A 26,782-nucleotide genomic window follows, 5' to 3' on the forward strand; every position below is an offset into this window, starting at 1 on the left:
TTCGGGTTAGGGCCGCTCGAACGATAGCCTGAACAGCATGGCGGAGTTCATCTACACCATGACCAAGGCGCGTAAGGCGGTCGGCGAGAAGCTGATCCTCGACGACGTCACGATGGCTTTCTATCCCGGCGCGAAGATTGGCATGGTCGGCCCCAATGGGGCGGGTAAGTCGACGATCCTGAAGATCATGGCCGGGCTCGACCAGCCCAGCAACGGGGAAGCGCGGCTGAGCCCGGAGTACTCCGTGGGCATCCTGCTGCAGGAGCCCCCGTTGAACGAGGAGAAGGACGTCCTCGGCAACGTCAAGGAGGGCATGGGCGAGATCCTGGAGAAGGTCGAGCGGTACAACCAGATCTCCGTGGAGATGGGGGAACCCGACGCCGACTTCGACGCCCTGATGGCCGAGATGGGCAAGCTCCAGGAGGAGATCGACCACGCCGACGCATGGGACCTGGACTCCCAGCTGGAGCAGGCGATGGACGCCTTGCAGTGCCCACCGCCGGATGCGGACGTGAGTGTCCTGTCCGGTGGTGAGCGCCGCCGGGTCGCCTTGTGCAAACTGCTGTTGTCCAAGCCTGACCTGCTGCTGCTCGACGAGCCGACCAACCACCTCGACGCCGAGAGCGTGCAGTGGTTGGAGCAGCACCTGGCCGCCTATCACGGTGCGGTCATCGCGGTCACCCACGACCGGTACTTCCTCGACAACGTGGCCCAGTGGATCGCCGAGGTCGACCGCGGGCGGCTCTACGCCTACGAGGGCAACTACTCGATCTACCTGGAGAAGAAACAGGAGCGGCTGCAGGTCCAGGGCAAGAAGGACGCCAAGCTCGCCAAACGGCTCAAGAGCGAGCTGGAGTGGGTGCGTTCCAATGCCAAGGGGCGTCAGGCCAAGAGCAAGGCGCGTCTGGCCCGGTACGAGGAAATGGCTGCCGAGGCCGAGCGGACCCGCAAACTCGACTTCGAGGAGATCCAGATCCCGCCGGGGCCCCGTCTGGGCTCCACGGTGATCGAGGTCGCCAAGCTCACCAAGGGCTTCGGTGACCGGGTCCTCATCAAGGACCTGAGCTTCTCCCTGCCGCGCAATGGCATCGTCGGGGTCATCGGCCCGAACGGTGTCGGCAAGACCACGCTCTTCAAGACGATCGTGGGCCTGGAGGACGCCGACTCGGGCACCGTCCGGGTCGGGGAGACCGTCGACATCAGCTACGTCGACCAGACCCGTTCTGGGCTCGACCCGGCCAAGACGCTGTGGGAGGTCGTTTCCGACGGCCTGGACTACATCCAGGTCGGCAAGGTCGAGATCCCCAGCCGGGCCTATGTCAGCCAGTTCGGGTTCAAGGGGCCGGACCAGCAGAAGCCCGCCGGGGTGCTCTCCGGCGGTGAGCGCAACCGGCTCAACCTGGCGTTGACCCTGAAGCAGGGCGGCAACCTGCTGCTCCTCGACGAGCCCACCAACGACCTCGACGTGGAGACTCTCGGTTCCTTGGAGAACGCCTTGCTGGAGTTCCCCGGGTGCGCCGTGGTCATCAGCCACGACCGGTGGTTCCTCGACCGGGTGGCCACCCACATCCTCGCCTACGAGGGCACCGAGGAAGAGCCCTGGAAGTGGTACTGGTTCGAGGGCAACTTCGAGTCCTACGAGAAGAACAAGGTCGAGCGGCTCGGTGTCGAAGCGGCCCGGCCGCACCGGGTTACCTACCGTAAGCTGACTCGCGACTGATCACGACGACGACATCGTCGAGTGTGCCCACCGGCCAGCGGGTGGGCACACTCGACCGGTCCGGGTGTCAGATCAGCTTCTTTTCAGGCGGAGCATGCCTTCTTGCGCGACGGAGGCGACCAGGGTCCCTTCAGTTGTGAAGAGATTCCCGATGCCCAGGCCGCGGCCACCGGAGGCGGACGGCGACTCCTCGGCGTAGAGAAGCCATTCATCGACGCGGAAGTCGCGGTGGAACCACATCGAGTGGTCGAGGCTGGCGCCACGTAGTCGGTCGTCGGCCCAGGCGAGACCGTGTTTGCGCAGCGCCGGCTCCAAGATCGTGTAATCGGAGGCATAGGCCAGGACAGCGGCGTGGGTCAAGGAGTCGTCCGGCAGCTTGCCGGTGGTTCTGATCCAGACATGTTGTTCGGCGACCTGGTGGGGGCAGGGCGCGATGTAGATCGGTCCTTCGCAGTGCCTCATGTCGATCGAACGTCGAACAGCCCAGTCCTTGGCGAGACCTTCGGGGACATGCGCCAACCGTTCGCTGAGGGTGGCGAGGTCTTCTGGCACGGGAACCGGTGGCATCTCTGCCTGGTGGTCCAGCCCCTCGGCGGGGGTCTGGAAGGAGAAGATCATCGACAGGATGGGCCGACCGTATTGCACGGCATGTACGCGTCTGGCGGAGAAGGAGCGGCCATCGCGGAGCCTTTCGACCTCGAAGCGGATTGGTTCGTTGGCATCTCCGGGGCGGAGAAAATAACCATGCAGTGAGTGGATCTTGCGCAGCGGTCCGTCAATGCTCTGTACGGTGCGGCCGGCTGCGATCAACGACTGGGCGACGACCTGTCCGCCGAAGACCCTTCCATGTGGCATCGGCTGGCTCGCTCCGAGGAAAACATCGGTGGAGTCGCTGGGCAAGGACGCCGGATCGGCGGCAGCTCCGGCGTGTTCTGGTGCGATTTGGGATGCCGGGACCAGGTCGAGGACGCGGAGCAGATCTGCCAAGGGGTCATATCCGGGGTCACGCGGCGTCAAGTACTGCTCATGGATTGTCACGACGCAACGATACGGAAGGAAACTGTGACCTGACAGATCCACAAGGCATGCCGCCGACTCCAGGACGGAGCCAGCATCATGACGTCCGGAGACTTTCAGGAAGCGGGCGTGGCGACAGCCGTTGCGCACACAGCAGGGCAGGCAAGGCGACGAGAGCGTTGACCGCCCAGACCAAGGGGAAGACATCCGCGATCGCCATGTCCATCGACGTGGTGACCGCGTAGACGCCGCTGCTGGTCGCGATCCCGAGGACACTGCCGAGGACATCGGCGATCTGCAGGGAGGAACTGGCTGCGGCGTGACCCCCGCGAGGAGCCAGTTCTAGGGCGAGCACGGAGGTAGCGGTGACGCCGATCCCCATCGCCAGTCCGACCGTGGTGATACTCACGGCGAAGGCCCACATCGGTCCGTCCACCAGATCCAGGGCCAGGATCCCGAAGGTGGCGAAGGACAACATCGCTGCTCCTGTGGTGATGAGTAACTTCCCGTGGTGCGACATGCGTGGACGGCTTTGCAAGAAAGAACCTGCGGCCCATCCCAAGGATGCCAAGGCCAGCAGTGCCCCTGCTGCAGCCAGCTCGATATCTCGCAGGGTGATGAACATCAACGGGATGAAAGCAATGGTTCCGTCGAAGGAGGCCATGAAGAGGAAACGCGCCAGGACGACACTGGGCTGCCCGTGCCTGCTGCGGAGAGTTCCTGGAGGCAGGAGAGGAGGAACCGCCAGCCCGAGAAGGACGAGACCGAGCACCGCGCACATGATGGCGACGCTCCGGGAGAGATGGGGTAGGGAGGTGCCGGCTTGGAAGAGACCGGAGCCGATGGTCATCGTCACCCCGAAGACCATGGTCCGGAACGTGCTGAGCCGTGGGGCTACGGTATCCGCAGCGATTCCATCGAGATACTCGGGCTCGGGAGCCGAGTCGAGGAGCCGATGTGCGTGCCTGATTCCGAGGGAGCCGATCGCCGTCAGGGGCGCGACCATCAGGAAGACCGAACGCCACCCCCAGTTCTCGGCCAGCAGGGCGGCCAGCAACGGGCTCACCACAGAAGGAACGACCCATGCTGCTGAGAGCCAGCCGAAGATCACTGGCCTGGCGGTCATCGGATAGATCGCTCCGATGACGACGTAATTGGCCACGATGGTCAGTCCGGCACCCAGCCCGGCTATGAGCCGACCGGCCAGAAGGACGGTGAATTCAGGTGCGCTGCCTGCCAGGACCGAGCCCAAGGCGAACAAACTGATGCCCGTCCAGAGGGTCAGCATCGGGCTGGAGGCCCGAGTGCTGGCTCCCGCGATGACATTGCCGAGCAGCTGGCCGGTGAACATCAACGAGAAGGCCAGGCCGTAAGCGCCGCCGACGGCGAGATCCTCGGTGACCTTGGGCATGGCTGTCGCAATCGCCATCGTCTCGAAAGCGATGACCGTGGTCAGCCCGAGGACTGACAAGGTGACGGCACGATAGCCCGGCCCCAGGACTCGGATACGAGAGGCATCCTGGGTCCGTTCGGGGGGAGAAGCCATCTCCTCCGGACGGTCCGGTGTGCTCACAGAGCCCAGCGTAGTTATTTGCGCAAGGATGTGGCTCCCGCTGAGCGGACAAGTCGACCGTCGGTCGCGCCACCCCGCACAAGGTGCAACGACCGACGGCCGAGTCAGGAAAGTCCGCCCTGATACGGCGGAATGATCGCCGGGCCTCTGATCCCCTCACGCGCACACGCTGTCAACCCACGCTCCCGGATCTCACGCTGCACACCCCAATGTTCGTTCGGTGCACACTTCGCCAAGATCCGGATACTCATCGTCCCCCCGGACACCGCTTCGACCCCCACCACCCGAGGCTGCTCCAACAGGATGGCCTCCCATTCGGGATCGCCCTCCAACTCCTGCATCGCTGTGGTGAGCACGGAGATCACCCGTTCCGGAGATTCGTCGTAAGCCACCGGGATGTCCACGATCGCCGTCGACCACCCCTGCGACTTGTTCGCCACCCGTACGATCTCGCCATTACGGATGTACCAGATGACTCCCTGGGCATCCCGGAGACGGGTCACCCGCAAGGTGACCTCTTCCACAGTCCCGGCCGCCGTGCCGGTGTCGATGAAGTCGCCCACCCCGTACTGGTCCTCGGCCAGCATGAAAATTCCTGTCAGGTAGTCCTTCACCAGGCTCTGCGCGCCGAAACCCAAAGCCACACCACCGAAACCGGCAGAAGCGATCACCGGCGCCATGTTCAGCCCCAGCTGGTCACCGACCATGAAGATCGCCGTGATCAGGATGCCTACCGTGGCGATACTGCGCAGCACAGAACCCAAGGTCTCCACCCGTTGCCGCTGCCGCTCCGGGTTGAGGAAACGCCCCTCCAAGGCGCGTGCCCGCAACCAGGTATGCCGTCGACGCGCTGTTGACGGCGTCTTCGATGGCACCGCGGAGGGATCCGTCGAGGGAGCGTCCTGCACCACGACCTCGGTGACGTCGGCACCGGTCTCACGGTGATCGGAACGGGCACGTTTCTCCTTCACCAAGGAAGAAACCGCACGATCGATCAGACGGTGCAGGAACCAGCGCAGGACCGTCGCACCGATCACTATCGCCACGATCGTCAACCCGCGTCCCAGGATCCAGTCCACAACGATCTCCCAGGACATTTCGTACCCCAGGACGTTGGTCGGCAGAATGTAGGGGATGTCGGCCATGGGCCCATTCTTCAGGCTTCCCGAGTGCGAATGCACATGCCCCTGTCATCGCGTCAATCTGGGTGAGGCCCACTAGTATCAGGTCAATCCCATGACGAAAGGCCTGACGTGACCACCATCGTGCCCTCGGCCCCTCTCGCTGATCTGGCGCGCGCCTACGGTGTAGCCACCGAGTACTGGGACTGGCAAGGCCACCATGTCGTCGTCGGCGCGGAGACCATCACTGCCGTTCTACGCGCACTGTCCATCCCCTGCGAGTCCCCTGAAGAGGTCTCCGCCTCTCTCCTCGAGGTCGGGCTCCGTGGATGGCGATCCCTGATCCCTCCCTTCACCCTCACCAAACAGAGCGAAAATGCTCAAGTACGGGTCCACGTACCGCATGGCTCCCCGGTATCGGTGTGGGCGGAACTCGAAGACCGCAGTGGGCGACGCGAACTCCGACAGCTGGAACACAATGTGCCCCCTCGGGAAGTCGACGGGACCCTCATCGGCGAAGCATTGTTCGAGCTGCCCTCAGGCAGTCCACTGGGATGGCACGTCCTGTACGCCCAGATCCCCGGAGGGCCAGTACACCACTCATCCATCGTGGTGGTCCCGGACAAGCTCGAACTCCCGGCCGCGGTCGAATCACGAGGCGCGTCCGGCTTGATGACCCAGCTGTATGCGATGCGCTCGCGGTCGTCGTGGGGTGTGGGGGATTTGGCTGATCTCGCAGACCTGGCTGTCTGGGGTGCACGAGAGCTGGGTAGCGATTTCGTCCTGTTGAACCCGGTGCATGCAGCTGAGCCGATGAGTCCTATGGAGCCTTCGCCGTATCTTCCGACGTCTCGGCGCTTCGTGAACCCGATGTACATCCGGGTCGAGGAGATCCCCGAGACGGCCTACTTGTCGCCTGAGGACCGGGCGAAGGTCGACGGTTTTGCCGGAAGCGCGCGTCTGCTGAACGGTGAGGACGCCATCGACCGGGATGCTTCTTGGGAGTTGAAACGGCAGGCGCTGCACATTGTCCACTCTGTGCCTCGCCCGGTGCGTAGGCAGCTGGCTTTTGAGGCTTTCTGCGAGAGGGAAGGGCAGGGGCTGATCGACTTCGCCACGTGGTGCGCACTGGTCGGTGAGTATGGGGTCGACGGGTGGCCGGAGGGTTTGGCGGACCGTTCCTCGGAAGCGGTGGCAGCCGAGCGAATCCGGTTGTCGGATCAAGTCGATTTCCACATGTGGTTGCAGTGGGTGGTTGACGGCCAGCTGGCTGGGGTCCAGCGGCAGGCGCGTGAAGCTGGCATGGGTGTCGGTGTCATGCAGGATCTTGCGGTGGGTGTGCACCCCGAGGGCGCTGATGCCTGGGGCCTGGGGGAGGCTCTGGCTCGCGGGGTGACGGTTGGTGCGCCTCCGGACCCGTACAACCAATTGGGCCAGGATTGGAGTCAGCCGCCTTGGCGTCCGGACAAATTGGCAGAGTTGGGGTATGCGCCCTTCCGTGACATGATCCGGGCGGCGCTTCGCCATTCGGGCGCCCTTCGCATCGATCATGTGCTGGGTCTCTTCCGGCTGTGGTGGGTTCCGTCCGGTCGTAGTCCGCGAGAGGGAACCTACGTGCGTTTCGATTTCGAGGCGCTGGTCGGGATCCTTGTCTTGGAGGCACACCGTTCCGGAGCAGTCATCGTCGGTGAGGATCTAGGCACGGTTGAGCCTTGGGTGCGTGAATATCTCCGTGAGCGAGGGATTCTCGGCACCTCGATCTTGTGGTTCGAACGGGACGCCGATGGAGCGCCGCTAGCTCCGGAGCAGTACCGGCGGTTGTGCTTGGCCTCGGTGACTACTCACGATCTGCCGCCTACTGCTGGTTACCTCAGCGGTGAGCACATGGATCTGCGGGAACGTCTAGGGCTGTTTACCAGACCGGTGGACGTTGAACGGGCCGAGGACGAGGCTGATCGACAGAAGGTCGTGGAAGCTCTGCGCGAACGGGGCCTGATCGATAGTGACGAGTCGGTGGAGAAGATCGTCGAGGCACTCCACCGGTATGTGTCGTGGACTCCGGCTCTCCTGGTGGGCATCAGCGTGTCCGATCTGGTGGGTGACCGGCGCACGATCAACCAGCCGGGAACCGACGAGGAATACCCCAACTGGCGAGTGCCCCTGGCGGGCCCGGACCGTAGACCGGTCCTGCTAGAAGACGTGATGGCACACGCTGGGGCCCGTCGGATCACCGAGGCTGTTCACCGGGGATGAACCGGTGGGATACAGCGGGGGGACCGCTCGCACAACGGTCCCCCCGCTGTATTTCTTCTGCACAGTTCAGGATGTGGAAGGACTTTCCTTGGCACCCCAAGCGTTTTCCGGGAGGACCTCACGGCGGTCTTTTACGGGGAGCAGGGCCAAGAGACCAACCAACAGCACAGCAGTGATGCCGAGGATGCCCCAGTACTGGGTACTGGTTTCCTGCGGTCGAAGCCAACGTCCGAACATGATGGCACCGGTGAAACCTGCCGGTGCGATGAAGCTCAGCGCACGTCCGGTAGTGGCATAGAGACCGAAGATCTCGCCTTCACGCCCGTGCGGGATGAGCCTGATGAGCAGGGTCCGGGATGCCGACTGCGCCGGGCCGACGAAGATGCACAGCGTCAGACCGAGAATCCAGAAGGCGATCGGCCCGCTGTCGTGGAAAGCGAAGATGCCGGTGCCGACGCAGATAATGCAGACCAAGGAGACGAGGATGAGTCGCTTGGGGCCCAGCTTGTCATCGAAGATTCCGGAGCTGACCGTGGCTACTCCTGCCGTCAGGTTGGCGACGACGGCGAAGGTCACCACCTCGCCGGAGGAGAAACCGAAGGTTCCTGCGGCGATGACTCCGGCGAAGGCGAAGACTCCGACCAGTCCGTCGCGGAAGATCGCTGACGAGATGAGGAAGTACAGCGTGTTGGGGCTCTCCTTGGCGAGGCTGCGCAAGGTGCGGCCTAGCGCGATGTAGGAGCCCACGATGGACTCCTTCGGCAGGGGGGTGTCAGGAGTCGCCGAGGCAGCGGTGTCCGGCTGCGGAGAATTTTTGTGGGGGCGCTTTCGTTTCCCGAGGACGACCAGTACCGGGATCATGCCCATCGTGTACCAGGCTGCGGTGAAGAGCATGGAGGCGCGGATGTGCATGCCGTCGTCATGGGTGACTCCGAACAGTCCTTGCTCTGGCTGGATGAACGCCAGCAACAGGAAGACCAGGACGGCGATGCTTCCCAGATAACCGGACCCCCATCCGAAGGCGGAGATCCTACCGACGGTCTGCGGGCTGGATACCCGCTTCAGTAGGGAGTTGTGGTTGACCGAGGCGAATTCAGCGAAGACTGTGGCGACGACCAGAAGGACGATGCCCGGCCACAGGTAGCTGGGATCGGGACGCACGAAGAACAGCGACAGGATCATGCACAGGACCACGAAACTGTTGGCACCCAGCCAGAACACGGGGCGGTTGGCGCGGTCTGCGCGTTGCCCCAGCACCGGAGCGAGCAGCGCGACGAAGATCGCGGCGATGCTCATCCCGGTGCCGAGGGCTTCGCTGTTGGCATCGGTGGGCCCGAAAGAGCTGCTGGTGAGGTAGACCGAGAACACGAAGGTGACGACCACGGAGTGGAACGAGTTCGTACCTAGGTCGTAGCCGATCCAGGCGAGTGACTCACGGTTGAACAATCGTCTGGTCGGCATCTCAGTACTTTCCGGTGCAGGGTCGTCGGAACACTCTTCGGAGGAACCGGGGATCTTGACGTGGGAGGTTGCCGGGGTTGAAGGGTTCATCAGTATTGGACTGCATCCCGTTCTTGAGCGTGCATGGCCCGAACGACGGCATCTCGGTTCTCGGTGACGAGACGGATCAGACCGTCAGGAGCATCCGAGTGATGATCAAGCCATGTCTGGGTGGCCTGGAGAAGGTCGCTGCTGGCCAGGCGGATCGGATAGGCACCGAGCGCGACCTGCTCGGCGATGGCGTGGGTCCGCCCTTCCCACAGGGTGCGGATCTCCTCGTGATAGCGGGAGATATAGGGGTTCAGCAAGGCGGGGTCGTGGGTGATGGCCATCCCGGCCAGGACTGACCCGACCATCTGGTTGGACAGCTCAGGGCTGTCGAAGACACGCGCCCAGGACTCGGCCTTCGCCTCGGCGGTGGGTCGAGCGGCTCGAGCCCGCGCTGCGCGCTCCCGCCCGGTAGAGGTGGGGTCCCTTCCTTCCTCGGCGCGGATCTCTGCCTCGCCTGCGCGACCTCCCGCGACCAATGCGGTCAGCAGGGTCCAGCGCATCTCGGTGTCGATCATCAGCCCGCTGAGTTCCTGGGTACCGGTGAAGAGCCCCTCGATCCAGTCCAACTGCGGGGTCGTATGCGCATGCCCTGCTGCGATGCTGACCAGTTGGAGCTGGGCATCGGATCCAGCTGGCGCTTTCTGGGCTGATCGGATGAGTTCTGCGGCAGCCTCGGCAACGGTCTGTTCGCGGGTCGAGGTGGACAGGTAGAGCTGCATTGTCGTGGTGAGCTGGCTGAGCAGCATCCGGAGAAGGGTGGAGTCGGTCTCGCCGGGGATGGCGTCGAGAACCAGGCGGATGAAGTCGCTGCCGGCCATTTCGCCGTCCCGAGTCATGTCCCAGGCTGCACCGAGGAGAAGTGCACGGGGGAGCGGCTCTGCGGTCGGGGCGTGGGAGACGAGAGTTCGGAGGGAGTCTTCCTCGAACCGGATCTTGGCGTAGGTGAGGTCATCGTCGTTGAGCAGCAACAATGCAGGGCGGGGGAGCCCCACCAGCTGGGGGACGGCGGTCTCCTCGCCGAGGATGTCGATCTCCAATCGATCATGACGAACCAACCGGTCGTCCCGTAGGTCGTAAAGGCCGATGGCCAGGCGATGCGGGCGTAGGGTCGGATAGCTCTCCGGTGCGCTTTGGCGGATGAGCGCACCGGTGATGATGCCCTTGTCGTCGACGTCGAGATCGGCGTGGAGAGTATTGGGTCCGGCGGTCTCCAGCCAGGCGTGGGACCAGGCCGAGAGATCACGTCCGGAGGTGGTTTCCATATGTCTCAGGAGATCGCTCAGCGTGGTGTTCTGGTAAGCGAATTCAGTGAAGTAGGCGCGGAGCCCCTCGATGAAGGGTTCTCGCCCGACGTAGGCGACGAGTTGTTTGAGCGCTGCTGCACCTTTGGCGTAGGTGATGCCGTCGAAATTGACTTCGACATCAGCGAGGTGTCGGATGTCGGCGGCCACGGGGTGGGTGGAGGAGAGCTGGTCCTGGCGTAGCGCCCAGGATTTGCCGACTGCGGCAAAGGTGGCCCAGGCATGGCTCCACTCGGTGGCTTCGGCCTGACAGGTCATGGAGGCCCATTCGGCGAAGGACTCGTTCAGCCACAGGTCGTCCCACCACCGCATGGTCACGAGGTTGCCGAACCACATGTGTGCGAGTTCGTGGAGGATCGTCAAGGCACGTCGTTCGACGACGGCGTCGGCAACCTTGGCGCGGAAGACGTAGATCTCGTTGTAGGTCACGGCGCCGACGTTCTCCATGGCCCCCGCGTTGTACTCGGGGGTGAAGATCTGGTCGTACTTCGTGAACGGATAGGGCAGATCGAAGAGTTTTTCGTAGAAAGCGAACCCACGCTTGGTGCAGTCGAAGATGTTGCCGGCGTCGAGATAGGAGCTGAGCGAGCGCCGGTAGAACAGGCCTAGTGGAACTTCCCGTCCGCCGGTCCGGACGCTGTCTCGGGCGACGTCATAGGGGCCGGCTATGAGGGCAGTGACATAGCTGGACAGTCGAGGCGTGGCGGCGAACTGCCACTGTGAGATCGGGAGAAGCCCCAGCTCGGGGATGTCCTTCGATCCGAGCGCGGATGGCTCGGGTGTCGGTTCCACGGAGATGATCTGCCAGTGGGAGGGCGCCGTGATGGTGAAAGCGAAGGTGGCTTTCAGGTCGGGTTGTTCGAACACGGGGAACATCCGTCGGCTGTCAGCTGTTTCGAACTGCGTATACAGGTAGACCTCGTTGTCGACGGGGTCGACGAATCGGTGGAGTCCTTCTCCTGTGTGCATGTAGCGGCCGATGGCGTGGACTTCGAGGGTGTTCTCCGCGGCGAGATCAGGCAGCGCGATACGGGAGTCCTGCCAGACGACAGCGGGGTCGAGGTCGACTCCGTTGAGCCGTACGGCGAGGACTTGCTCTCCGATGAAATCGCAGAAGGTCTCGCTCCCCGGACGATGGCAGGAGAACTCGGCGACAGTACTGGTGAGGAAGGTTTCGGCTGAGGTGGTCAGATCGATCGCCACCCTGTAGGACTTGACGTGCAGTAGATCCGCTCTGGTTGCGGCCTCTTCACGGGTCAGGTTCGTACCGGGCACGTTGACTCCTCGTTGATAGGTGTGTTGATGGTTCTCTGTCGCGTACTGGGGTAGTGCTCTCGATCCGTGGGGACATCCTTGCATCACCGATTGTGGTGGTGCGCCGATATCTAGGGTGAGGGGCTGGGTCTTGTCCAGGGAGTGTTGGTGCTTCTCCGTGGATCCTTCTTCTTGACCAGTACAGAATATTTTCGGATCTACTTGGGAGAGTTGAGACATGGTGGAGCAGACCGTGCGTATGTGGTTCGACCCGATCTGTCCGTGGGCCTGGATGACCTCGCGTTGGTTGAAGGAGGTCGAAAAAGTTCGGGAAATTCAGGTGACCTGGCGCGTCATGAGCCTGTCGGTGCTCAACGAGGGGCGGGATCTTCCGCCGGACTATGCGGCTCTGATGGATCGGGCCTGGGCTCCGGTGCGCGCGATCATCGCTGCTCAGCAGCAGTATGGGAGTCAGGTGGTGGGCCCTCTCTACGATGCTGTGGGCAGGGCGATCCACCTGAGGGAGGAGAAGGATCTCGACTCGGCCGTGGCGCAGGCTTTTGCCGAGGTCGGGGTGTCTCTCTGCGAGGAAGTCAGGGTGCAGAGCCCAGAGGTGGAGGCTTTGCTGCGGGCGAGCCATGCCGAAGCCGTGGAGTTGGTCGGTGATGATGTGGGGACTCCGGTGGTGGCCGTGGGGGAGACCGCGTTCTTCGGGCCGGTGGTCTCACCTCCGCCGCGAGGGGAAGCCGCAGGCTTGCTGTGGGACGGTTGTGTATTGGTAGCGGGAACCCCGGGTTTTTTTGAACTCAAACGTACGCGTACTGTCGGCCCGATTATCGAGGACTTCTGACCTCGAGCCTGCCCTTTTTGCAGGAGACGGACGACCCCCGGAAAAGATGGACGTATCGGGCGAAAATCGACCCTTCATGGGCAACATATAGGAAGTATGTCGCGCGACTTTCTCGATGTCGTACTACTGTCCACACTATGGGTGGAATGTCGATGGGGTCCGTGAGAGGAACGCCTGCGCGCGTGGGCTCCTTCGCTTCTAGCTCTTCGTGCAGGGCCCGCCCCTCGCTTGTTGTTCCTTGCGGACGGGCCATGGCGACCCGTGCCTGGGCCGAAGTCCGGCACTGGAGTGAGACCCAGGAGCGGGCCACCGTGGCATTCACGGTGATCGGCTTGTCTGTGGTGACGGCATTGATGACGGTCTTCCCCACTCTCGTTCCCTGGGCCGCCTATCTTCCTTTCGTGGTTCTCAGCGGTGCCCTGCACTCGCCTCGGTGGCATGGGGTGGTACTGGGCACCTGTATCGCCTTGGTCCTGGTCGTTCCTCGGTTTGTGGCTCCGACACGGGAGGATTCGACAGGGGCGTTGTTATGCGTTCTGGCTGTTGGCGCGGTGACTCTGTGGCGCAGTCTGTCCCGGGCCCGGGTCGGCGTGCATGGCAGTCGCGGGGAGAGCATGCTGGCTGATCTGCGCGGGGAACTCCTTCTACGCAGCACGGTGCCGATGCTTCCTGAGAGCTGGGAAGTTCAGGTGTGCGTCAAATCAGCCTACGGCCATCCCTTCTCGGGAGATTTCGTCGTGGCCCGTCGTACTTGCTCGGGGAAGTTGTTGGAAGTTGTCCTCGTGGATGTCTCCGGAAAAGGACTGGACGCCGGAACACACTCGCTGATGCTCTCAGGTGCTTTCGATGCCCTGATGGGGTCGGTGCGCCCTGGAGAGTTTCTCCCCTTGGCCAATGATTATGTGGCTCGACAGGAATGGTCCGAAGGTTTTGCCTCAGCGGTTCACTTGTCCCTGGACCTTGAAAGTGGTGAATACACCATTTCCACGGCGGGTCACCCGCCGGTTGCCCATTACCGGACACAGACAAGAGCATGGCAGGTCGTCGAAGGGGCTCGAGGGCCGGTCCTCGGACTGGTGTCCGGCGTGCGCTATCCAGGGATGCGCGGGAGGCTGGCGCCGGGTGATGCGCTTCTGCTGTACACCGACGGCGTCATCGAAGAGCGGGGAAGCGACCTCGACGAGGGCATCGGACGGTTGGTCTCCAGCCTCGAGGGGTTCGCTGGAACAGAGTTCGCCGGGATTGCAGAGCAGGTCTGTGAAGTGGCTCCAGCTGGACAGCATGACGACAGGGGAGCAGTGCTGGTCTGGCGTACCTGCTGACGTGCTTCAGGGGCAGATTCTTCTTTCACTTCTGCGCGAGAAAATGGGTTATATCCCGAGCAAGCAGATCAGTTCGCATGTGCTCGCCCCGTGTATTGCAGTGGTACTGGGTGTCATAGAAGTATTCGCGGGGAAGGATGTAGTCCTTCGGGTTCGAGATGATCGGAAAAGTCAATTTATTGGCGACTTCCGCTGAGAATTGGGCGATCTCTTCCTCGGACGAAGTGACAGCCTCATCCATGACCGGGGGATAGGAGAGGGCGAGGCGAGCACCTTGCCCCTTGACGTAGTCATGCAGATCATTGAGATAGTCCGCCATATCGGAACTGAGCCGATTTCTATCGATAGCGACGAAGAACTTCTCCGGCAGTGGAGATGGAACAGCAGTGGTCGGACGAGGGTAGATCATCTGACCATTCTGGTCGAAAGCACTCCTGGAATAGACTCCTTTGCTGACCACCGGGACGGTTCGGGCGTCCATTTTTTTGGAGAAGAAGGTTGGAAAATAGGTGGCAGTATCGAGCCACGATTCTCGGGGGATATAGCGAAAGCGTCTGAGATGTCCATCGAATCCGGTGAGGACGAGCTCGGGGCTATAAGAATCCAGGAGGGACATCATGGCATATTCATAGGCAATGATTACGATATCTCCTTTATGGAGATTTCCGCGGACCAGATCTGTTTGGAATCGCATGCCATAGCCAGACTGAAGGGATATATTTACAGTAGGCATCCCAACTTTTTGAGCCAGCTGTTCTTGGTCGAGGCCGAAGGACCCGCTCGATCCTGCTACCAAAATGACTCTAGGTCCAGGAAGATTCTCGAGCCGATCGATCTTCTCGTTCAACGCGGAGTTGAAAGTCCTATCGTAGCGAGGGGTGAGGCCCTCGACGGTCACGATGCATATCGTGGCAAAAAGACTGGTGACGACACAAAGGAGTAGGATCGCTTTAGCTGTCAGTAGTCCTAGCGTTCGAGGGAGAGTCTTCTTTTCTTCTATCGTGGCAGGAGTCATTGATGGCAATCCTCAGAACTTGAAGTAGATGAACTCGCCTGACTGGCCCGCTCCTCCGGCTTGAACCAGCGCGGACCATATGACTAAACAGGTGAGGAGGATGTAGTTTGCCCAGCGTGATATTGCATGCCGATAAGCGAGTGGCGTATACGGATCTCCTTTTCTTTGGCGAGAATAGATAATCAGCTCGCTGATCAGTAGATAAGCCAGAGAGAAGGACACGATGACGGCGTACATGCGCAGCATTGTCGAAGAATTCAGCAGAGATACGCTCAATGCGGCGTAATAGGCATCCACGGTATGAACCCAGGGTTCCGGGTGAGTCATTCTTGAAATCATCGAGAGTGCGTCACTCAGGCTATTGGCTCGGAAGAAGATCCAGGCGAAGGTCGTCCCAATGAAGACGACTATTGCCCTGAGTATGGGAGGAAATCTACTTCCTACCTTTTTCTTTTGGCCGCTGCTGGAAGTTGTCATCCGAATTTTTGCCCAGATCTCCTCACCCATGCGAAATATTCCATGGATAGCGCCCCACATGACATACTTCCAGTCCGCCCCATGCCAGAGGCCGCTCACTACAAAAACAATCATGAGATTTATGCATTTCCGAGAGAACCCTCGCTTGTTTCCACCTAGTGGAATATAGAGATAGTCGCGGAACCATGTGGACAAGGAGATGTGCCAACGCGACCAGAATTCCGTGAATGATCCGGAAAAATAGGGCATATTAAAATTATCTCTGAGTCGGTAACCCAGAACTCGCGCCGATCCGATTGCGATGTCGGAGTAGCCGGAGAAATCGCAATATATCTGGATTGAGTAGGCCATGGCAGCCAGGATCAATGTCTGCCCATGATGATGGCCCTGTGGGATGCCGTTGAAGATGGGATTTACCGAGCGCGCCAGCATGTCGGCCAGCACGATCTTCTTGAAGAGTCCGTAGAGAATTTGGCGCATGCCTGCGGTGACATCTGCTACCTCGAGAGGGTGGGTCTCTCGTAGTTGAACAAGGAGATTGGATGCTCGCTCAATGGGGCCGGAAAGGACGATGGGAAAGAAGGAGAGGAAAAGTGCGAAGGTGATGATATTTTTCTCAGCTGAAACTTTTCCTCGACTGACGTCGATCATGTAAGCGCATGCTTGAAAGACAAAGAAAGAGATGCCAAGGGGGAGGATGAGGTCCTTCAGTGGGTCTATTCCCCCACCAATGGGGCGGATAATTCCCTGAAGTGATTCAATAATAAAATTAATATATTTAAAATATGCGAGGATGCCGAGGCAGAGAAAAACTCCCAGGGCCAGCACTTTTTTCTTCCAGAAATTTTCCAGCCGGGGCAGTAGGCGACCGGCCGCATAGGAGACCATGGTCACCATGACGAGGATCAGTGCCCCGGTTGTTTGGTGACGCGTGTAAAAAAAGTAGCTTCCAACCAAGAGGAATAGGCGTTTCCCTCGTCGTGGTACGCAATGCGAAAGTGCGGCCATGATAGGGAGGAAAAGCGCATATTCCAGCGATGTAAAGGTCATGCCATTCCCTGCTCGTCACGAGGAGGACAGAAGGAGTTCACCGCACTGGGTAATGCGTGTCCGAGCGACTTGAAGCGCACCTTATGGGGAGCGGCTGTCTTTTCCTAGGATTTCCGAGGCGGTCGGCGCGTCGAGAGCATGGCGTCCGGTTCCTTGACGGGCGTGGCAGCTACGTCACTCGTCGAGCGAAATGGCTTGGCCGCCAGACCCGGTCTCCGATGTCGTAAACAAGGCCGGGTATGAGTAACGAGCGCACCACGAAGGTGTCCAGGAGTACCCCGAAGGCCACCAAGAAGGCGATCTGCGCCATGAACACCAGCGGCAGGACGAGGAGCGCGGAGAAGGTCGCAGCAAGGACGACCCCTGCGGAGGTGATCACTCCGCCGGTGACAGCCAGCGCCGTGAGGGTGGCCTCGCGGGTACCTCGAAGGGGAGTCTCCTCGCGTACTCGGGTCATCAGGAAGATCGAATAATCGATACCGAGTGCGATGAGGAAGACGAATCCGTACAGCGGTGTAGCCGGATCGGCACCAGGGAAATTCAGGAGATGGTTGAACACCAGTGCGCTGACCCCGATGGTTGCGGCAAAGGACAGAACATTTGCCAGGATCAGCAGAAGTGGAGCCACCAGGGAACGCAGGAGTACGACCAGGACGAGGAAGACGACACCCAGGATAGTAGGCAGTAGTAGGCGGACATCGGCTTCACTGGCCGACCGGGTATCGACTACGGTCGCGCTCTGACCTCCGATGTTGTACGAGGGATCGAGTCGATGTGCCGTGGATCGTAGAGTTCGCACGGTCTGTTGAGCAGCTGCGGATTCAGGTGGATCGGTGAGCTCGATCTGAACGACGGTCTTGCCGTCGACGGTCTTCGGGGGAACGCCCGGTGCATTCCCGTGAGAGATCTCGCCCACGCCGGGGACCTCCTGTACTGCGGCGATCAACCGATCGGCTCGGTCGATGGGTACGACGACTCTCGCGGGTTGGCCACTTCCTCCTGGGAAATGAGCCTGCAAGGTTCTCTCTCCTTCGACAGATTCCACCGCGGTACGGAAAATCTGTGACTGGCTTAGGCCATCGGCTTTGAACAGTGGCGAAGCCGATGCTGCCAGGAGCAGCAGCCCCGCTACCACGACCCAGACCGATCGCGGACGCCGGCCGACGAGCTCGGAAACCCGACCCCACGCCCCTGACCTGGTTCGGTACTCCTCGGTGTTCTCTGGTTCGACCCGTGGGATCCCAGGCCAGAAGACTCTCCGGCCCAGCAGGAGAAGCACAGCGGGAAGGAAGGTCAAGGACGCTGCCAATGCTCCGACGATGCCGAGTGCGCTGATCGGTCCGAGTCCTCGTGTTCCGCCGAGTTGAGCGAACAACAGGCACAGCAGTCCGAGGATCACGGTGGCAGCGGAGGCGGCGATCGGTTCCACGGTGCCACGCCAGGTCTGTTTCATGGCGTTCCACGGTGCATCGGTCCGACGCAGTTCTTCCCGGTATCGGGCAACGATGAGCAATGCGTAATCAGTGGCGGCACCGACGACCAAGATGGAGAGGATGCCCTGGCTCTGGCCGGAGACCTGGATGGTTCCCCGGTCTGCGAGGGGATAGATGACGAGCGCCGAGGCGGCGAGCCCGAGGACGGAACTGGTCAATACGGCGAAGGGCAGGAGAGGACTGCGGTAGACGAACAACAGGATGACCAGTACAACGCCGAGCGCGACGAGAAGGAGAACGCCATCGATCCCGGAGAAGGCCTTCCCGATATCGGCCGCGAACCCACCCGGGCCGGTGACTTGGGTCTTCAGCCCCGATGGGGCTAGCACTCGGGCAGCTTCGGATCGAAGCGCCGTAGCGATCGCGACTCCGCCGGTGACTTCCCCGATCTTCTCCGTCACGCGGTCAGGGTTCGCTGAGATCGGAACGAGGAAAGCTCTACTGTCCTTGCTCGGCACAGCAAATCCCGGTGCATTGCTCAGCAGATCCCCGAGCGAGCGGTCGCTGCCTTCCCATCGATGATCTTGGAGTGCATCGATGTAGCGCTGGACCTTTTCCGGATCGTCTTCCCTGATTCCGTCCTCTCGTGTGATGACGACGAAGTAGGGGAGACCGGTAGCGCTGCTGAACGGTTTGAACTCGTCGGCCGCACGCTTCGACTCTGCCTCGACCGGGAGGAAAGGCGCCTGATCGTTCTTCTGCAACGAGGAGAGCTTGCCGACCAGAGGCCCGCCGACGGCGCCGACCACGAGCCAGGCCAGCAGGACAAACAGGGCTAGCAGTCGGACAGGTCGGGTCATGGCAGCACCTGAACAGTCGAGGGATGCGTCTTTCTCGAGCCTGCCGCACATCGGGCCGACTCTGCGACCTGAGAGACCTGCTGGAGCGTGCTGGGGTGATGAGCGGTTTTCCTTCAGTGCCGACCGGTGAGCGACAGCTACAGGGTGTAGAGGGAGAATCCTCAGAAGGACAGTGGATCGAGGAGGGCTCTGTGGAGGTCATCATCTGCCAGGACGCCGAGGAAACAGGGCATCGAGCGGCCGACGCTGTCGAGGAGCTGCTCAGTCGGAAACCGGACGCGGTGCTGGGGGTGGCCACCGGTTCGAGTCCACTTTCGGTCTATGCCGAGTTGGGACGGCGGGTCGCCGAGGGAAAGATCTCCTTGGCGAAATCGACTGCCTTCATGTTGGACGAGTATGTGGGGATCGACGATACCCATCCTGAGCGTTATCGCAATGTCGTCGAGCGTGAGTTCGTCGCCAGGGTCGATATCGACCCTGAACTGGTACACGGTCCGGATGGTGCCGCGCGGGATCTCGAAGCGGCCTGTGCGGCCTATGAGAAGGCGATTGCGGACGCAGGCGGGATCGACCTGCAGTTGCTCGGCCTAGGTACGGACGGGCATATCGCGTTCAACGAGCCGGGGAGTTCGCTGGCCTCACGTACACGGGTGAAGACCCTGACCGGGCGGACCCGGCGCGATAACGCACGTTTCTTCCACGACGAGGTCGAAGCGGTGCCGCGACACTGCCTGACACAGGGCATCGGCACCATCATGGAAGCACGACATCTGCTGCTTCTTGCCTCAGGGTCGACCAAGGCGGAAGCTGTGCATCAGTTGGTGGAAGGGCCTGTGTCTGCGATGTGGCCGGCGTCCATCCTCCAGATGCACCCCCACGTGACAGTGCTGCTAGATGAGCCCGCCGCCTCCAGGTTGACGTTGTCGTCGTATTACCGGGAGACCTACGAGGCCAAGCCTGAGTGGCAAGGGCTGTGATCATGAGTCCTGATACCCAGGACACGACAGTGACCGTTGGACAGGGACGTAATCCAACGGTCACCTTGCAGAGCGGGTGACGAGAATCGAACTCGCGTAGCCAGTTTGGAAGACTGGGGCTCTACCATTGAGCTACACCCGCAGTGAACCTGAAGCCAGGTTCGGTGCATGAGTCTAACCATACTCGGTACGCAATCGAGAATCGACGGCGGGCGGCGTCGGCCCAACAGGAGTGACGCACTCCTTCCCGCATGATGGAAAATGTTGAAGAGTAAGCGAACTCGTGGATCGGTCTTTTCTCTTCGGGTGATCTTCCAGGTGACACGGGCACTCACTGTCCAGTCGTCCGCTTTTATCCGGTAGCGTTGGGGCATCACAGCGGGCTGTGGCGCAGCTTGGTAGCGCGCGTGCTTTGGGAGCACGATGTCGCAGGTTCAAATCCTGTCAGCCCGACCATTGCGGCATGTGGACCAAGTCCCGGGTGAGGCTCTCAAAGGCCTCGCCCGGGCCTCCACCAGGAGACTCGAAGGTCATCTTCTTCCTTGAACAGGCCACGGTAAGGGACCTGGCCGCCGCCGAAGAGGGATTGAAGAGGGATACTGCGGTATCGCATTCAGTCCAGGGTTCGGCCCTGACATGCGAAAGCCGATAGCATGACGGGAAGTCTCCTCATGCCGGAGGCCGTACAGACTTGTCCTATTTCCGATTCCGCTGGAGTGCGCGCAGTGAAGAGTGCCGTCGAGACCCTCAACCCGACCCGGGTCAAGCTGACCATTGAGGTCCCCTACGAGGAGCTCAAGCCCAGCCTCGACGCGGCCCTTAAGGCCATCGCGTCGCAGATCCATGTCCCTGGCTTCCGCCCGGGCAAGGTCCCTACCCGCCTGGTCGAACAGCGTGTGGGCAAGGGAGCCGTTCTGCAAGAGGCCGTCAATGACTCCCTGCCGCAGTTCTACGGTCAGGCCGTCGAAGAAGCTGAGCTTCGTCCACTCGGCCAGCCCGAGGTCGACATCATCGAGCTCCCTGTCAATGAAGGCGATCAATTCGTCTTCACCGCAGAGGTCGATGTCCGTCCTGAGATCGAGCTTCCTGTCTACGAGGAGCTCAAGGTCGAGGTCGCAGCTCTGGACGATTCCTCGATCGATGAGGACGCTGAAGAGCGTATGACGTCTTTGCGTCAGCGTTTCGGAGCGCTCAACACCGTCGAGCGGCCTGCCCAGGACGGAGACTTCGTCACCATCGACCTGACCGCCACTATCGAGGGCGAGGAGATCGACTCGGTCAAGGGCATCTCCTACGAGATCGGGTCGGGCAACCTCCTCGAGGGCATGGACGCTGCCCTCATCGGGATGAAGGTCGACGAGACCAACACCTTCACCGCGCCTCTGGCCGGGGGAGAGCGCGAGGGCGAGGACTCCGAGATCACGGTCACCCTCGGCTCCGTCAAGGAACGAGAGCTTCCCGAGCTGGACGACGACTTCGCGCAGGAAGCCTCTGAGTTCGACACTCTCGAGGAGCTGCAGGCCGACATCGTCAAGCAGGCACGTCAGGCCAAGCTCTTCGCCCAGGGCGTCGAAGCCCGCGACAAGGTCTTGGATCTGCTTCTCGAGACGGTGACCGTGGAGGTTCCCGAGTCCCTCGTCGAAGCCGAGGTTCAGGGGCACCTGCAGAACCACGACGGCGACGTCGACGACGAGCATCGAGCCGAGGTGCGGGAGGGCGCCCTCAAGGCGCTGCGGGCTCAGCTGCTCCTCGACGCGATCGCTGAGGCCGAGAAGATCCAGGTCGAACAGCAGGAGCTCATCGAGTACCTGGTGATGACTGCTCAGCAGTACGGCATGGAGCCGGCGCAGTTCGCTCAGGCGATGGAACAGAACAACCAGGTTCCTGCCGTCGTGGCCGAGGTGGCCCGACGCAAGGGTCTCGCCGCGATCCTCGAGACCGTCCAGGTCGTCGACACCAACGGGGAGACCGTCGACCTGGGTGCGGTGATCGAGACCGACGACATCGACGTCGAGGAAGCAGAGGCGGAGGCCGCTGCCAACGTCGAAGCCGAGAAGGCCGAGAAGGCTGCTGACGAGGTGGCTGAGGAGCCTGCCAAGAAGGCGACCACGAAGAAGGCCGCGTCTAAGAAGAAGGCAGAGTCCGACGAGGGCGCCTGATCTTTCATGCCGCGAAGGCGCCGCTTCCCCCGGAGGCGGCGCCTTCGCTGTACAAGCGTCCTTGTGCGCTGACGGCGAACAGCGTCCCTTTCGGGAAATGTCCTGCGCTGGTGAAGCGTTAGGTTGGTCACAGCGGAGGGGCTGTTTCCGCGAGGGTACGCAGTTCCAGGCTGGGAGTTGCAGATCCACGGTTGCGCGACGATGAGGTAGTCGCCCGGCCCTTCGATGACACGAGAGATGGAGAACGGTGAGCATGAGCGAGATCGTCGCCGCCGGACCGGCACAGGCGTCCGGCCTGGACGACCACATCTACCAGCGTCTGCTCAAGGAGCGGATCATCTTCCTGGGTTCGGACGTCCGCGACGACAACGCGAACGCCATCTGCGCCCAGATGTTGCTTCTCGCAGCAGAAGACCCTGAGAAAGATATCTGGTTGTACATCAACAGCCCCGGGGGGTCCATCTCCGCGGGAATGGCGATCTACGACACCATGAACTGGATTCCCTGCGACGTCGCTACAGTCGCCATGGGTATGGCTGCATCGATGGGGCAGTTCCTGTTGTCGGCCGGAACCCACGGAAAGCGGTATGCCACGCCGAACGCTCGCATCCTCATGCACCAGCCGCTGGGGGGCATCGGCGGTACTGCTACGGACATCAAGATCCAAGCGGAACAGATGCTCTTCATCAAACGGAAGATGGCCGAGCTCATTGCTGAGCACACCGGACAGCCGGTGGAGAAGATCGTCGAGGATTCTGATCGCGATCGCTGGTTCAGCGCTCAGGAAGCCAAGGAATACGGCTTCGTCGACCATGTCTACGAGCATGCGGGGCAGACCCCCGGTGCCGGCGGCACCAAGAACTGACCCCCGATCAGCGCGAAAGGCACTTACATGATCCACACTCCGCGCGGCGGGATGAACTACCCGGCCCCGAGTAACCGTTACATCCTCCCGCAGTTCGAGGAGCGCACCTCCTACGGGATGAAGCGCACAGATCCCTACACGAAGATGTTCGAGGACCGGATCATCTTCCTGGGGGTGCAGGTCGACGACGCCAGCGCAGATGACATCATCGCCCAGCTCATCGTTCTGGAGAGCCAGGACCCCGATCGTGACATCGTCATGTACATCAACAGTCCTGGCGGTTCTTTCACCGCGATGACCGCGATCTACGACACGATGCAGTTCATCCGCCCTGACATCCAGACTTTCGTGGTTGGTCAGGCGGCTTCCGCTGCGGCGGTGCTGACGGCTGCCGGCGCCCCGGGTAAGCGTTTCGCCTTGCCCAACAGCCGTATCCTCATCCACCAGCCAGCTCTTGCCGGTGGAGATTACGGGCAGGCCTCTGATATTGAGATCCAAGCCAATGAAGTCTTCCGGATGCGCACCTGGCTGGAGGAGACCTTGGCCAAGCACACCGGACGGTCTGCGGTTCAGCTGAACGAAGACATCGAACGTGACAAGATCCTCGGCGCGCTGGAAGCCAAGGAATACGGTCTGATCGATGAGGTGCTGACCAGTCGCAAGGCTTCTGCGCAGGAGTGATCCCGACCGGAGTATCAGTGGTGCTGTCTCCCAAGCTCTCAGGGACGGCACCACTGGCTGCGGGTTCTCTCTGAGCTGCGAAGGGACGACCACGGGAAGAATTTCCTTGTTTATTAAGGAAATACGCAGCGATCTGAGGTGTTTTCCGTGGTCTGCCGGGCGAGAGCCTTCTCACTTTCCGCCCTGAGCGGACACGCGGACGTACTCCTCGCGCGAGAGCTGCCGAATAGAGAAGATGAAGTGTCTGCCGATGGGTAGGCAATGACACGGAGGATTTCATCGGACTTCGACGAAGGGACGCCTGTGGCACGTGTGGGAGATGGCGCCGACCTGCTGAAGTGTTCCTTCTGCGGTAAGAGTCAGAAGCAGGTCAAGAAACTCATCGCCGGTCCCGGTGTGTACATCTGCGACGAGTGCATCGATCTGTGCAACGAGATCATCGAGGAAGAGATCGCTGAAGGCAGCGAACTCGGCCTTGAGGAGCTCCCCAAACCGCGAGAGATCTTCTCCTTCCTCCAGCAGTTCGTGGTGGGGCAAGACGCTGCGAAACGTGCCCTGGCTGTTGCGGTCTACAACCACTACAAACGCATTCAAGCTGGGGAAATGCTGCGGAAGGGGGACGACCGGGTCGATATCGCCAAGTCGAATATTCTACTGATCGGGCCCACTGGTTGTGGAAAGACCTACCTGGCGCAGACCCTCGCTCGGATGCTGAACGTTCCTTTCGCCATCGCAGATGCCACGGCGTTGACCGAGGCTGGCTACGTCGGTGAAGACGTCGAGAATATTCTTCTCAAGCTGATCCAAGCCGCTGATTATGATGTGAAGAAGGCTGAGACCGGCATCATTTATATCGATGAGGTCGACAAGATCGCGCGGAAGAGCGAGAACCCCTCCATCACCAGGGACGTGTCAGGAGAAGGAGTTCAACAAGCGCTTCTGAAGATCTTGGAAGGAACGACCGCGAGCGTGCCTCCCCAGGGTGGGCGCAAACATCCGCATCAGGAGTTCATCCAGATCGACACCACGAATGTTCTGTTCATCGTGGGCGGTGCTTTCGCCGGTCTGGAGAAGATCGTGGAGTCGAGAGCAGGCAAAGCCGGCTTGGGTTTTGGTGCGAAGCTTCGGATGGCGAAGGCCTCAGCTGAGTATTACGCAGAGGTGCAGCCGGAGGACTTGATGAAATTTGGGTTGATCCCTGAATTCATCGGGCGTCTCCCGGTGGTGACCACGGTGGCACCGTTGGACAAAGCAGCCTTGACCAAGATTCTCGTCGAGCCCAAGAACGCTTTGGTCAAGCAGTATCGCCGTATGTTCGAGATTGACGGGGTCGAACTGGAATTCACCGAAGAAGCACTGGAAGCCATTGCCGAACAAGCGCTGCTGCGAGGGACTGGCGCGCGGGGTCTACGTGCGATTCTTGAAGAAGTGCTGTTGCCGGTGATGTTCGACGTACCTAGTGAAGAAGATATCGCTCAAGTGGTCATTACGAGGGAAGTTGTTCTCGACAACGTGAACCCGACCATTGTCCGTCGTGACCCTGCCGCTCGACAGCCGAACAAGCGTTCTGAACGGCAGGACCGTAAAGAATCGGCGTAAACAGGGAAACTGAAGACGACCCCCAGACGAACTTCATTCCCGGATATGGCTGTGGCCCGAGATTCGTCCCGGGCCACAGCTGTTATCAGTCTGAAGGTGTCAGTTCATCATTGACGGGTCTTCAGCGTGAGTTGGTACTTCTCCAGGATCGGCTTGATCGGCTGGAAGTAAGCGATATTGGGCTGTCCAGTGCGGTGGCGGCAGACTCCGGCCTTGAGATCGACGATCTTGTTGCCGTTGCCACCGGAGTGCACGCCTTGGGCCTGTTCCCCGGCGATCCAGGCACCGCCGGAGTCGCCGGAGGAGGTACAGACATTCGTCTGGGTCAGACCAGTGATTCGTTCAGTACCACCGCTCTTGGAACGGTAGTTCACCGTGACGTTCTTTGCGGTGATGGTTCCGCAGGTCCATCCGGTGGTCCGACCCGACTTGCAGACTGCTGCACCGACGGGTGCTTCTTCGGAGCCTTTGACCACTACGGCCTTGCCGTTGTACTTGTCGACGGCTTCCTTGCCGCTCCATCCGGCTTCAAGGGTGGCGTAACCCATGTCGGCACCAGGGTAGTTGGATGCCTGCGCCTTGCCCAGAGGCTTGTTGTTACGGGTGAAGTTTACGCCGCCTCCGGTGCAGTGACCTGCGGTGATGAAGACGTCCTGGTTCCCCTTCTTGGCGTTGAAGCCGAGGGAACACATGAACTTGTCCGCGCGGATCTCCTGGCCACCGTAGATGGCTTGACCCTTGGAACCGCCGCCGTTGTCGCCGCCCCGGCCGTTTCCATTGCCGCCGCCCTTGACGCCACCACCGTTGTCGCCGCCACCTTTGACGCCGCCACCGCCACCGCCGCCGTTGCCGCCGCCGCCGATATTGGTCAGTGCGTATTCGGGTTCTGCGTGGTTGTCGGTGGCCTGGACCTCGACGTTCTTCAGGCCTTCGACGGCCTTCTTCGCGGCTTCGCTCTCCTTGACCGGGACGCTGAGAACCACGAGGTTGCGGGAAGTGTCCAGGGAGGAAGAGGTCAGTTTGTCACCCAGCTTCTCTTCTGCCTGACGGCGGTTCTCGGTGACTTCCTTCGCGGAGGTCTTGACAACCTTGGCCTCGACGTTGTCGCCTTTGACCTCTTTGGCGCTGTCTTCATCGGTGACGTTCACGATGAGCTTGCCACGCTTCTGGTCGATGTAGGAGCCAGAGGTCCGGTCGCCCAGCTTGGACTCGAGTTCCCGGGCGGTGGAAGCATGTTTCTTCTGGTCACGGACTCGTCCGAGAGCGTCGCCTTCGGAGAGGCCGAACTCTTTGGTCAGGTAGTCGGCCGACAACTTCTCGACAACGCTGATCTCGTCGAGGGCGTCGCTCTTCTTGTCATCGGCATAGGCCAGCGCGCTGGTGCCGGTGAGGGTGAGTGTAGCTACTGCTGCGATGCTCAGCGCCCGTCGGGCCTGAGCGGACGCTGTTTTCCCTGCGTGTCGTCGCATGAACGACCACTCTCCATCCTGGTCAGGGTGTTTTGTCGCGCGGTTCCAGAAAATCTCTGGAAACACGCACTGAGAGTAGCCAATTCCAACTTCGCGGTGACTAGGAGGTGTGCTTTTCAAGACGACTGACCAAGTCGGCGCTGAGGGCAGGAGCCGTCAGAACTCAGAAATGAGGAGGCAGACTGGTTGGCGCATCCAATGTTGGTGAGGCCAAACCACTTCGGTGAATGATGAG

The 26,782-nt window shown here is 61.1% G+C and carries 18 protein-coding genes and 2 tRNA genes; 10 read left to right on the forward strand and 10 right to left on the reverse strand.

Annotation, left to right across the window (positions count from 1 at the left end):
• Positions 1-37 precede the first annotated feature (37 nt).
• Entirely contained in the window at positions 38-1,720 is a 1,683-nt protein-coding gene (gene ettA / locus DX923_RS06800; protein WP_116113633.1) for an energy-dependent translational throttle protein EttA, read from the forward strand.
• 72 nt (positions 1,721-1,792) lie between these two features.
• Here the strand turns inward: ettA and DX923_RS06805 are convergent, their stop codons facing one another.
• The 3 genes from DX923_RS06805 to DX923_RS06815 all read right to left on the reverse strand — a co-directional run bounded on the left by DX923_RS06805 (position 1,793) and on the right by DX923_RS06815 (position 5,455).
• Entirely contained in the window at positions 1,793-2,758 is a 966-nt protein-coding gene (locus tag DX923_RS06805; RefSeq protein ID WP_240322783.1) for an acyl-CoA thioesterase, read from the reverse strand.
• Between the two features lie 76 nt (positions 2,759-2,834).
• Complete coding sequence (locus DX923_RS06810; protein WP_162872828.1) at positions 2,835-4,310, reverse strand: MFS transporter; 1,476 nt, start codon at positions 4,308-4,310, stop codon at positions 2,835-2,837.
• Between the two features lie 104 nt (positions 4,311-4,414).
• Positions 4,415-5,455 (reverse strand): mechanosensitive ion channel family protein, encoded by a 1,041-nt coding sequence (locus DX923_RS06815; protein ID WP_240322784.1) that lies wholly within the window; start codon positions 5,453-5,455, stop codon positions 4,415-4,417.
• A gap of 108 nt (positions 5,456-5,563) precedes the next feature.
• On the opposite strand from DX923_RS06815, the gene malQ reads away from it, so the two are divergent.
• The gene (gene malQ / locus DX923_RS06820; RefSeq protein ID WP_116113639.1) at positions 5,564-7,684 is read left to right on the forward strand and encodes a 4-alpha-glucanotransferase; all 2,121 of its coding nucleotides are present in this window, start codon (positions 5,564-5,566) and stop codon (positions 7,682-7,684) included.
• Positions 7,685-7,750: 66 nt separating this feature from the next.
• On the opposite strand, the gene DX923_RS06825 is transcribed toward malQ, so the two are convergent.
• Both DX923_RS06825 and pepN read right to left on the reverse strand, forming a co-directional pair.
• Positions 7,751-9,145: an MFS transporter gene (locus tag DX923_RS06825; RefSeq protein ID WP_116116201.1), complete on the reverse strand. Its 1,395-nt coding sequence runs from the start codon at positions 9,143-9,145 to the stop codon at positions 7,751-7,753.
• An 89-nt stretch (positions 9,146-9,234) separates the two neighbouring features.
• Complete coding sequence (gene pepN, locus DX923_RS06830; protein WP_116113641.1) at positions 9,235-11,811, reverse strand: aminopeptidase N; 2,577 nt, start codon at positions 11,809-11,811, stop codon at positions 9,235-9,237.
• 217 nt (positions 11,812-12,028) lie between these two features.
• On the opposite strand from pepN, the gene DX923_RS06835 reads away from it, so the two are divergent.
• Together DX923_RS06835 and DX923_RS06840 are read left to right on the forward strand one after the other, a co-directional pair.
• Positions 12,029-12,640 carry a DsbA family protein gene (locus DX923_RS06835; RefSeq protein ID WP_116113642.1) on the forward strand — a complete coding sequence of 204 codons (612 nt, stop codon included), beginning with the start codon at positions 12,029-12,031 and terminating at the stop codon, positions 12,638-12,640.
• 251 nt (positions 12,641-12,891) lie between these two features.
• On the forward strand, positions 12,892-13,962 hold the full coding sequence (locus DX923_RS06840; RefSeq protein WP_162872829.1) for a PP2C family protein-serine/threonine phosphatase: 1,071 nt from the start codon (positions 12,892-12,894) through the stop codon (positions 13,960-13,962).
• Positions 13,963-13,987: 25 nt separating this feature from the next.
• Here DX923_RS06840 and DX923_RS06845 read toward each other — a convergent pair whose 3' ends face one another.
• The 3 genes from DX923_RS06845 to DX923_RS06855 all read right to left on the reverse strand — a co-directional run bounded on the left by DX923_RS06845 (position 13,988) and on the right by DX923_RS06855 (position 18,797).
• Complete coding sequence (locus DX923_RS06845) at positions 13,988-14,860, reverse strand: hypothetical protein (protein WP_162872830.1); 873 nt, start codon at positions 14,858-14,860, stop codon at positions 13,988-13,990.
• Positions 14,861-14,989: 129 nt separating this feature from the next.
• Entirely contained in the window at positions 14,990-16,504 is a 1,515-nt protein-coding gene (locus DX923_RS06850) for an MBOAT family O-acyltransferase (RefSeq protein WP_116113647.1), read from the reverse strand.
• 169 nt (positions 16,505-16,673) lie between these two features.
• On the reverse strand, positions 16,674-18,797 hold the full coding sequence (locus tag DX923_RS06855; RefSeq protein WP_116113649.1) for an MMPL family transporter: 2,124 nt from the start codon (positions 18,795-18,797) through the stop codon (positions 16,674-16,676).
• A gap of 191 nt (positions 18,798-18,988) precedes the next feature.
• On the opposite strand from DX923_RS06855, the gene nagB reads away from it, so the two are divergent.
• Positions 18,989-19,774 (forward strand): glucosamine-6-phosphate deaminase, encoded by a 786-nt coding sequence (gene nagB / locus DX923_RS06860; RefSeq protein ID WP_205413113.1) that lies wholly within the window; start codon positions 18,989-18,991, stop codon positions 19,772-19,774.
• A 71-nt stretch (positions 19,775-19,845) separates the two neighbouring features.
• On the opposite strand, the gene DX923_RS06865 is transcribed toward nagB, so the two are convergent.
• Positions 19,846-19,916, reverse strand: a tRNA-Gly gene (locus DX923_RS06865).
• Between the two features lie 237 nt (positions 19,917-20,153).
• Between DX923_RS06865 and DX923_RS06870 the strand changes: the two genes are divergently transcribed.
• From DX923_RS06870 to clpX, 5 genes are all read left to right on the forward strand, one after another.
• Positions 20,154-20,230, forward strand: a tRNA-Pro gene (locus tag DX923_RS06870).
• A gap of 269 nt (positions 20,231-20,499) precedes the next feature.
• Positions 20,500-21,933, forward strand: coding sequence for a trigger factor (gene tig / locus DX923_RS06875; RefSeq protein WP_116113652.1), 1,434 nt, complete (start codon positions 20,500-20,502; stop codon positions 21,931-21,933).
• Positions 21,934-22,186: 253 nt separating this feature from the next.
• Complete coding sequence (locus DX923_RS06880) at positions 22,187-22,798, forward strand: ATP-dependent Clp protease proteolytic subunit (protein ID WP_006502137.1); 612 nt, start codon at positions 22,187-22,189, stop codon at positions 22,796-22,798.
• Between the two features lie 27 nt (positions 22,799-22,825).
• Positions 22,826-23,479 carry an ATP-dependent Clp protease proteolytic subunit gene (locus DX923_RS06885; protein ID WP_116113654.1) on the forward strand — a complete coding sequence of 218 codons (654 nt, stop codon included), beginning with the start codon at positions 22,826-22,828 and terminating at the stop codon, positions 23,477-23,479.
• 303 nt (positions 23,480-23,782) lie between these two features.
• The gene (gene clpX, locus DX923_RS06890; protein ID WP_116113656.1) at positions 23,783-25,078 is read left to right on the forward strand and encodes an ATP-dependent Clp protease ATP-binding subunit ClpX; all 1,296 of its coding nucleotides are present in this window, start codon (positions 23,783-23,785) and stop codon (positions 25,076-25,078) included.
• Positions 25,079-25,185: 107 nt separating this feature from the next.
• Here clpX and DX923_RS16145 read toward each other — a convergent pair whose 3' ends face one another.
• Positions 25,186-26,547, reverse strand: a complete 1,362-nt coding sequence (locus tag DX923_RS16145) for a S1 family peptidase (protein ID WP_162872831.1) — start codon at positions 26,545-26,547, stop codon at positions 25,186-25,188.
• Positions 26,548-26,782 lie beyond the last annotated feature (235 nt).

It is taken from the genome of Austwickia chelonae (assembly GCF_003391095.1).
In the GTDB taxonomy this organism is placed as follows: domain Bacteria; phylum Actinomycetota; class Actinomycetes; order Actinomycetales; family Dermatophilaceae; genus Austwickia; species Austwickia chelonae_A.

What these genes read in the sequence shown, in the direction of transcription:
- ettA (WP_116113633.1), top strand. Translation starts at nt 38, where the DNA reads ATGGCGGAGTTCATCTACACCATGACCAAGGCGCGTAAGGCGGTCGGC.
- DX923_RS06815 (WP_240322784.1), bottom strand. Translation starts at nt 5,455, where the DNA reads ATGGCCGACATCCCCTACATTCTGCCGACCAACGTCCTGGGGTACGAA.
- DX923_RS06825 (WP_116116201.1), bottom strand. Translation starts at nt 9,145, where the DNA reads ATGCCGACCAGACGATTGTTCAACCGTGAGTCACTCGCCTGGATCGGC.
- DX923_RS06835 (WP_116113642.1), top strand. Translation starts at nt 12,029, where the DNA reads ATGGTGGAGCAGACCGTGCGTATGTGGTTCGACCCGATCTGTCCGTGG.
- DX923_RS06840 (WP_162872829.1), top strand. Translation starts at nt 12,892, where the DNA reads ATGGCGACCCGTGCCTGGGCCGAAGTCCGGCACTGGAGTGAGACCCAG.
- DX923_RS06850 (WP_116113647.1), bottom strand. Translation starts at nt 16,504, where the DNA reads ATGACCTTTACATCGCTGGAATATGCGCTTTTCCTCCCTATCATGGCC.
- DX923_RS06855 (WP_116113649.1), bottom strand. Translation starts at nt 18,797, where the DNA reads ATGACCCGACCTGTCCGACTGCTAGCCCTGTTTGTCCTGCTGGCCTGG.
- DX923_RS06880 (WP_006502137.1), top strand. Translation starts at nt 22,187, where the DNA reads ATGAGCGAGATCGTCGCCGCCGGACCGGCACAGGCGTCCGGCCTGGAC.
- DX923_RS06885 (WP_116113654.1), top strand. Translation starts at nt 22,826, where the DNA reads ATGATCCACACTCCGCGCGGCGGGATGAACTACCCGGCCCCGAGTAAC.
- DX923_RS16145 (WP_162872831.1), bottom strand. Translation starts at nt 26,547, where the DNA reads ATGCGACGACACGCAGGGAAAACAGCGTCCGCTCAGGCCCGACGGGCG.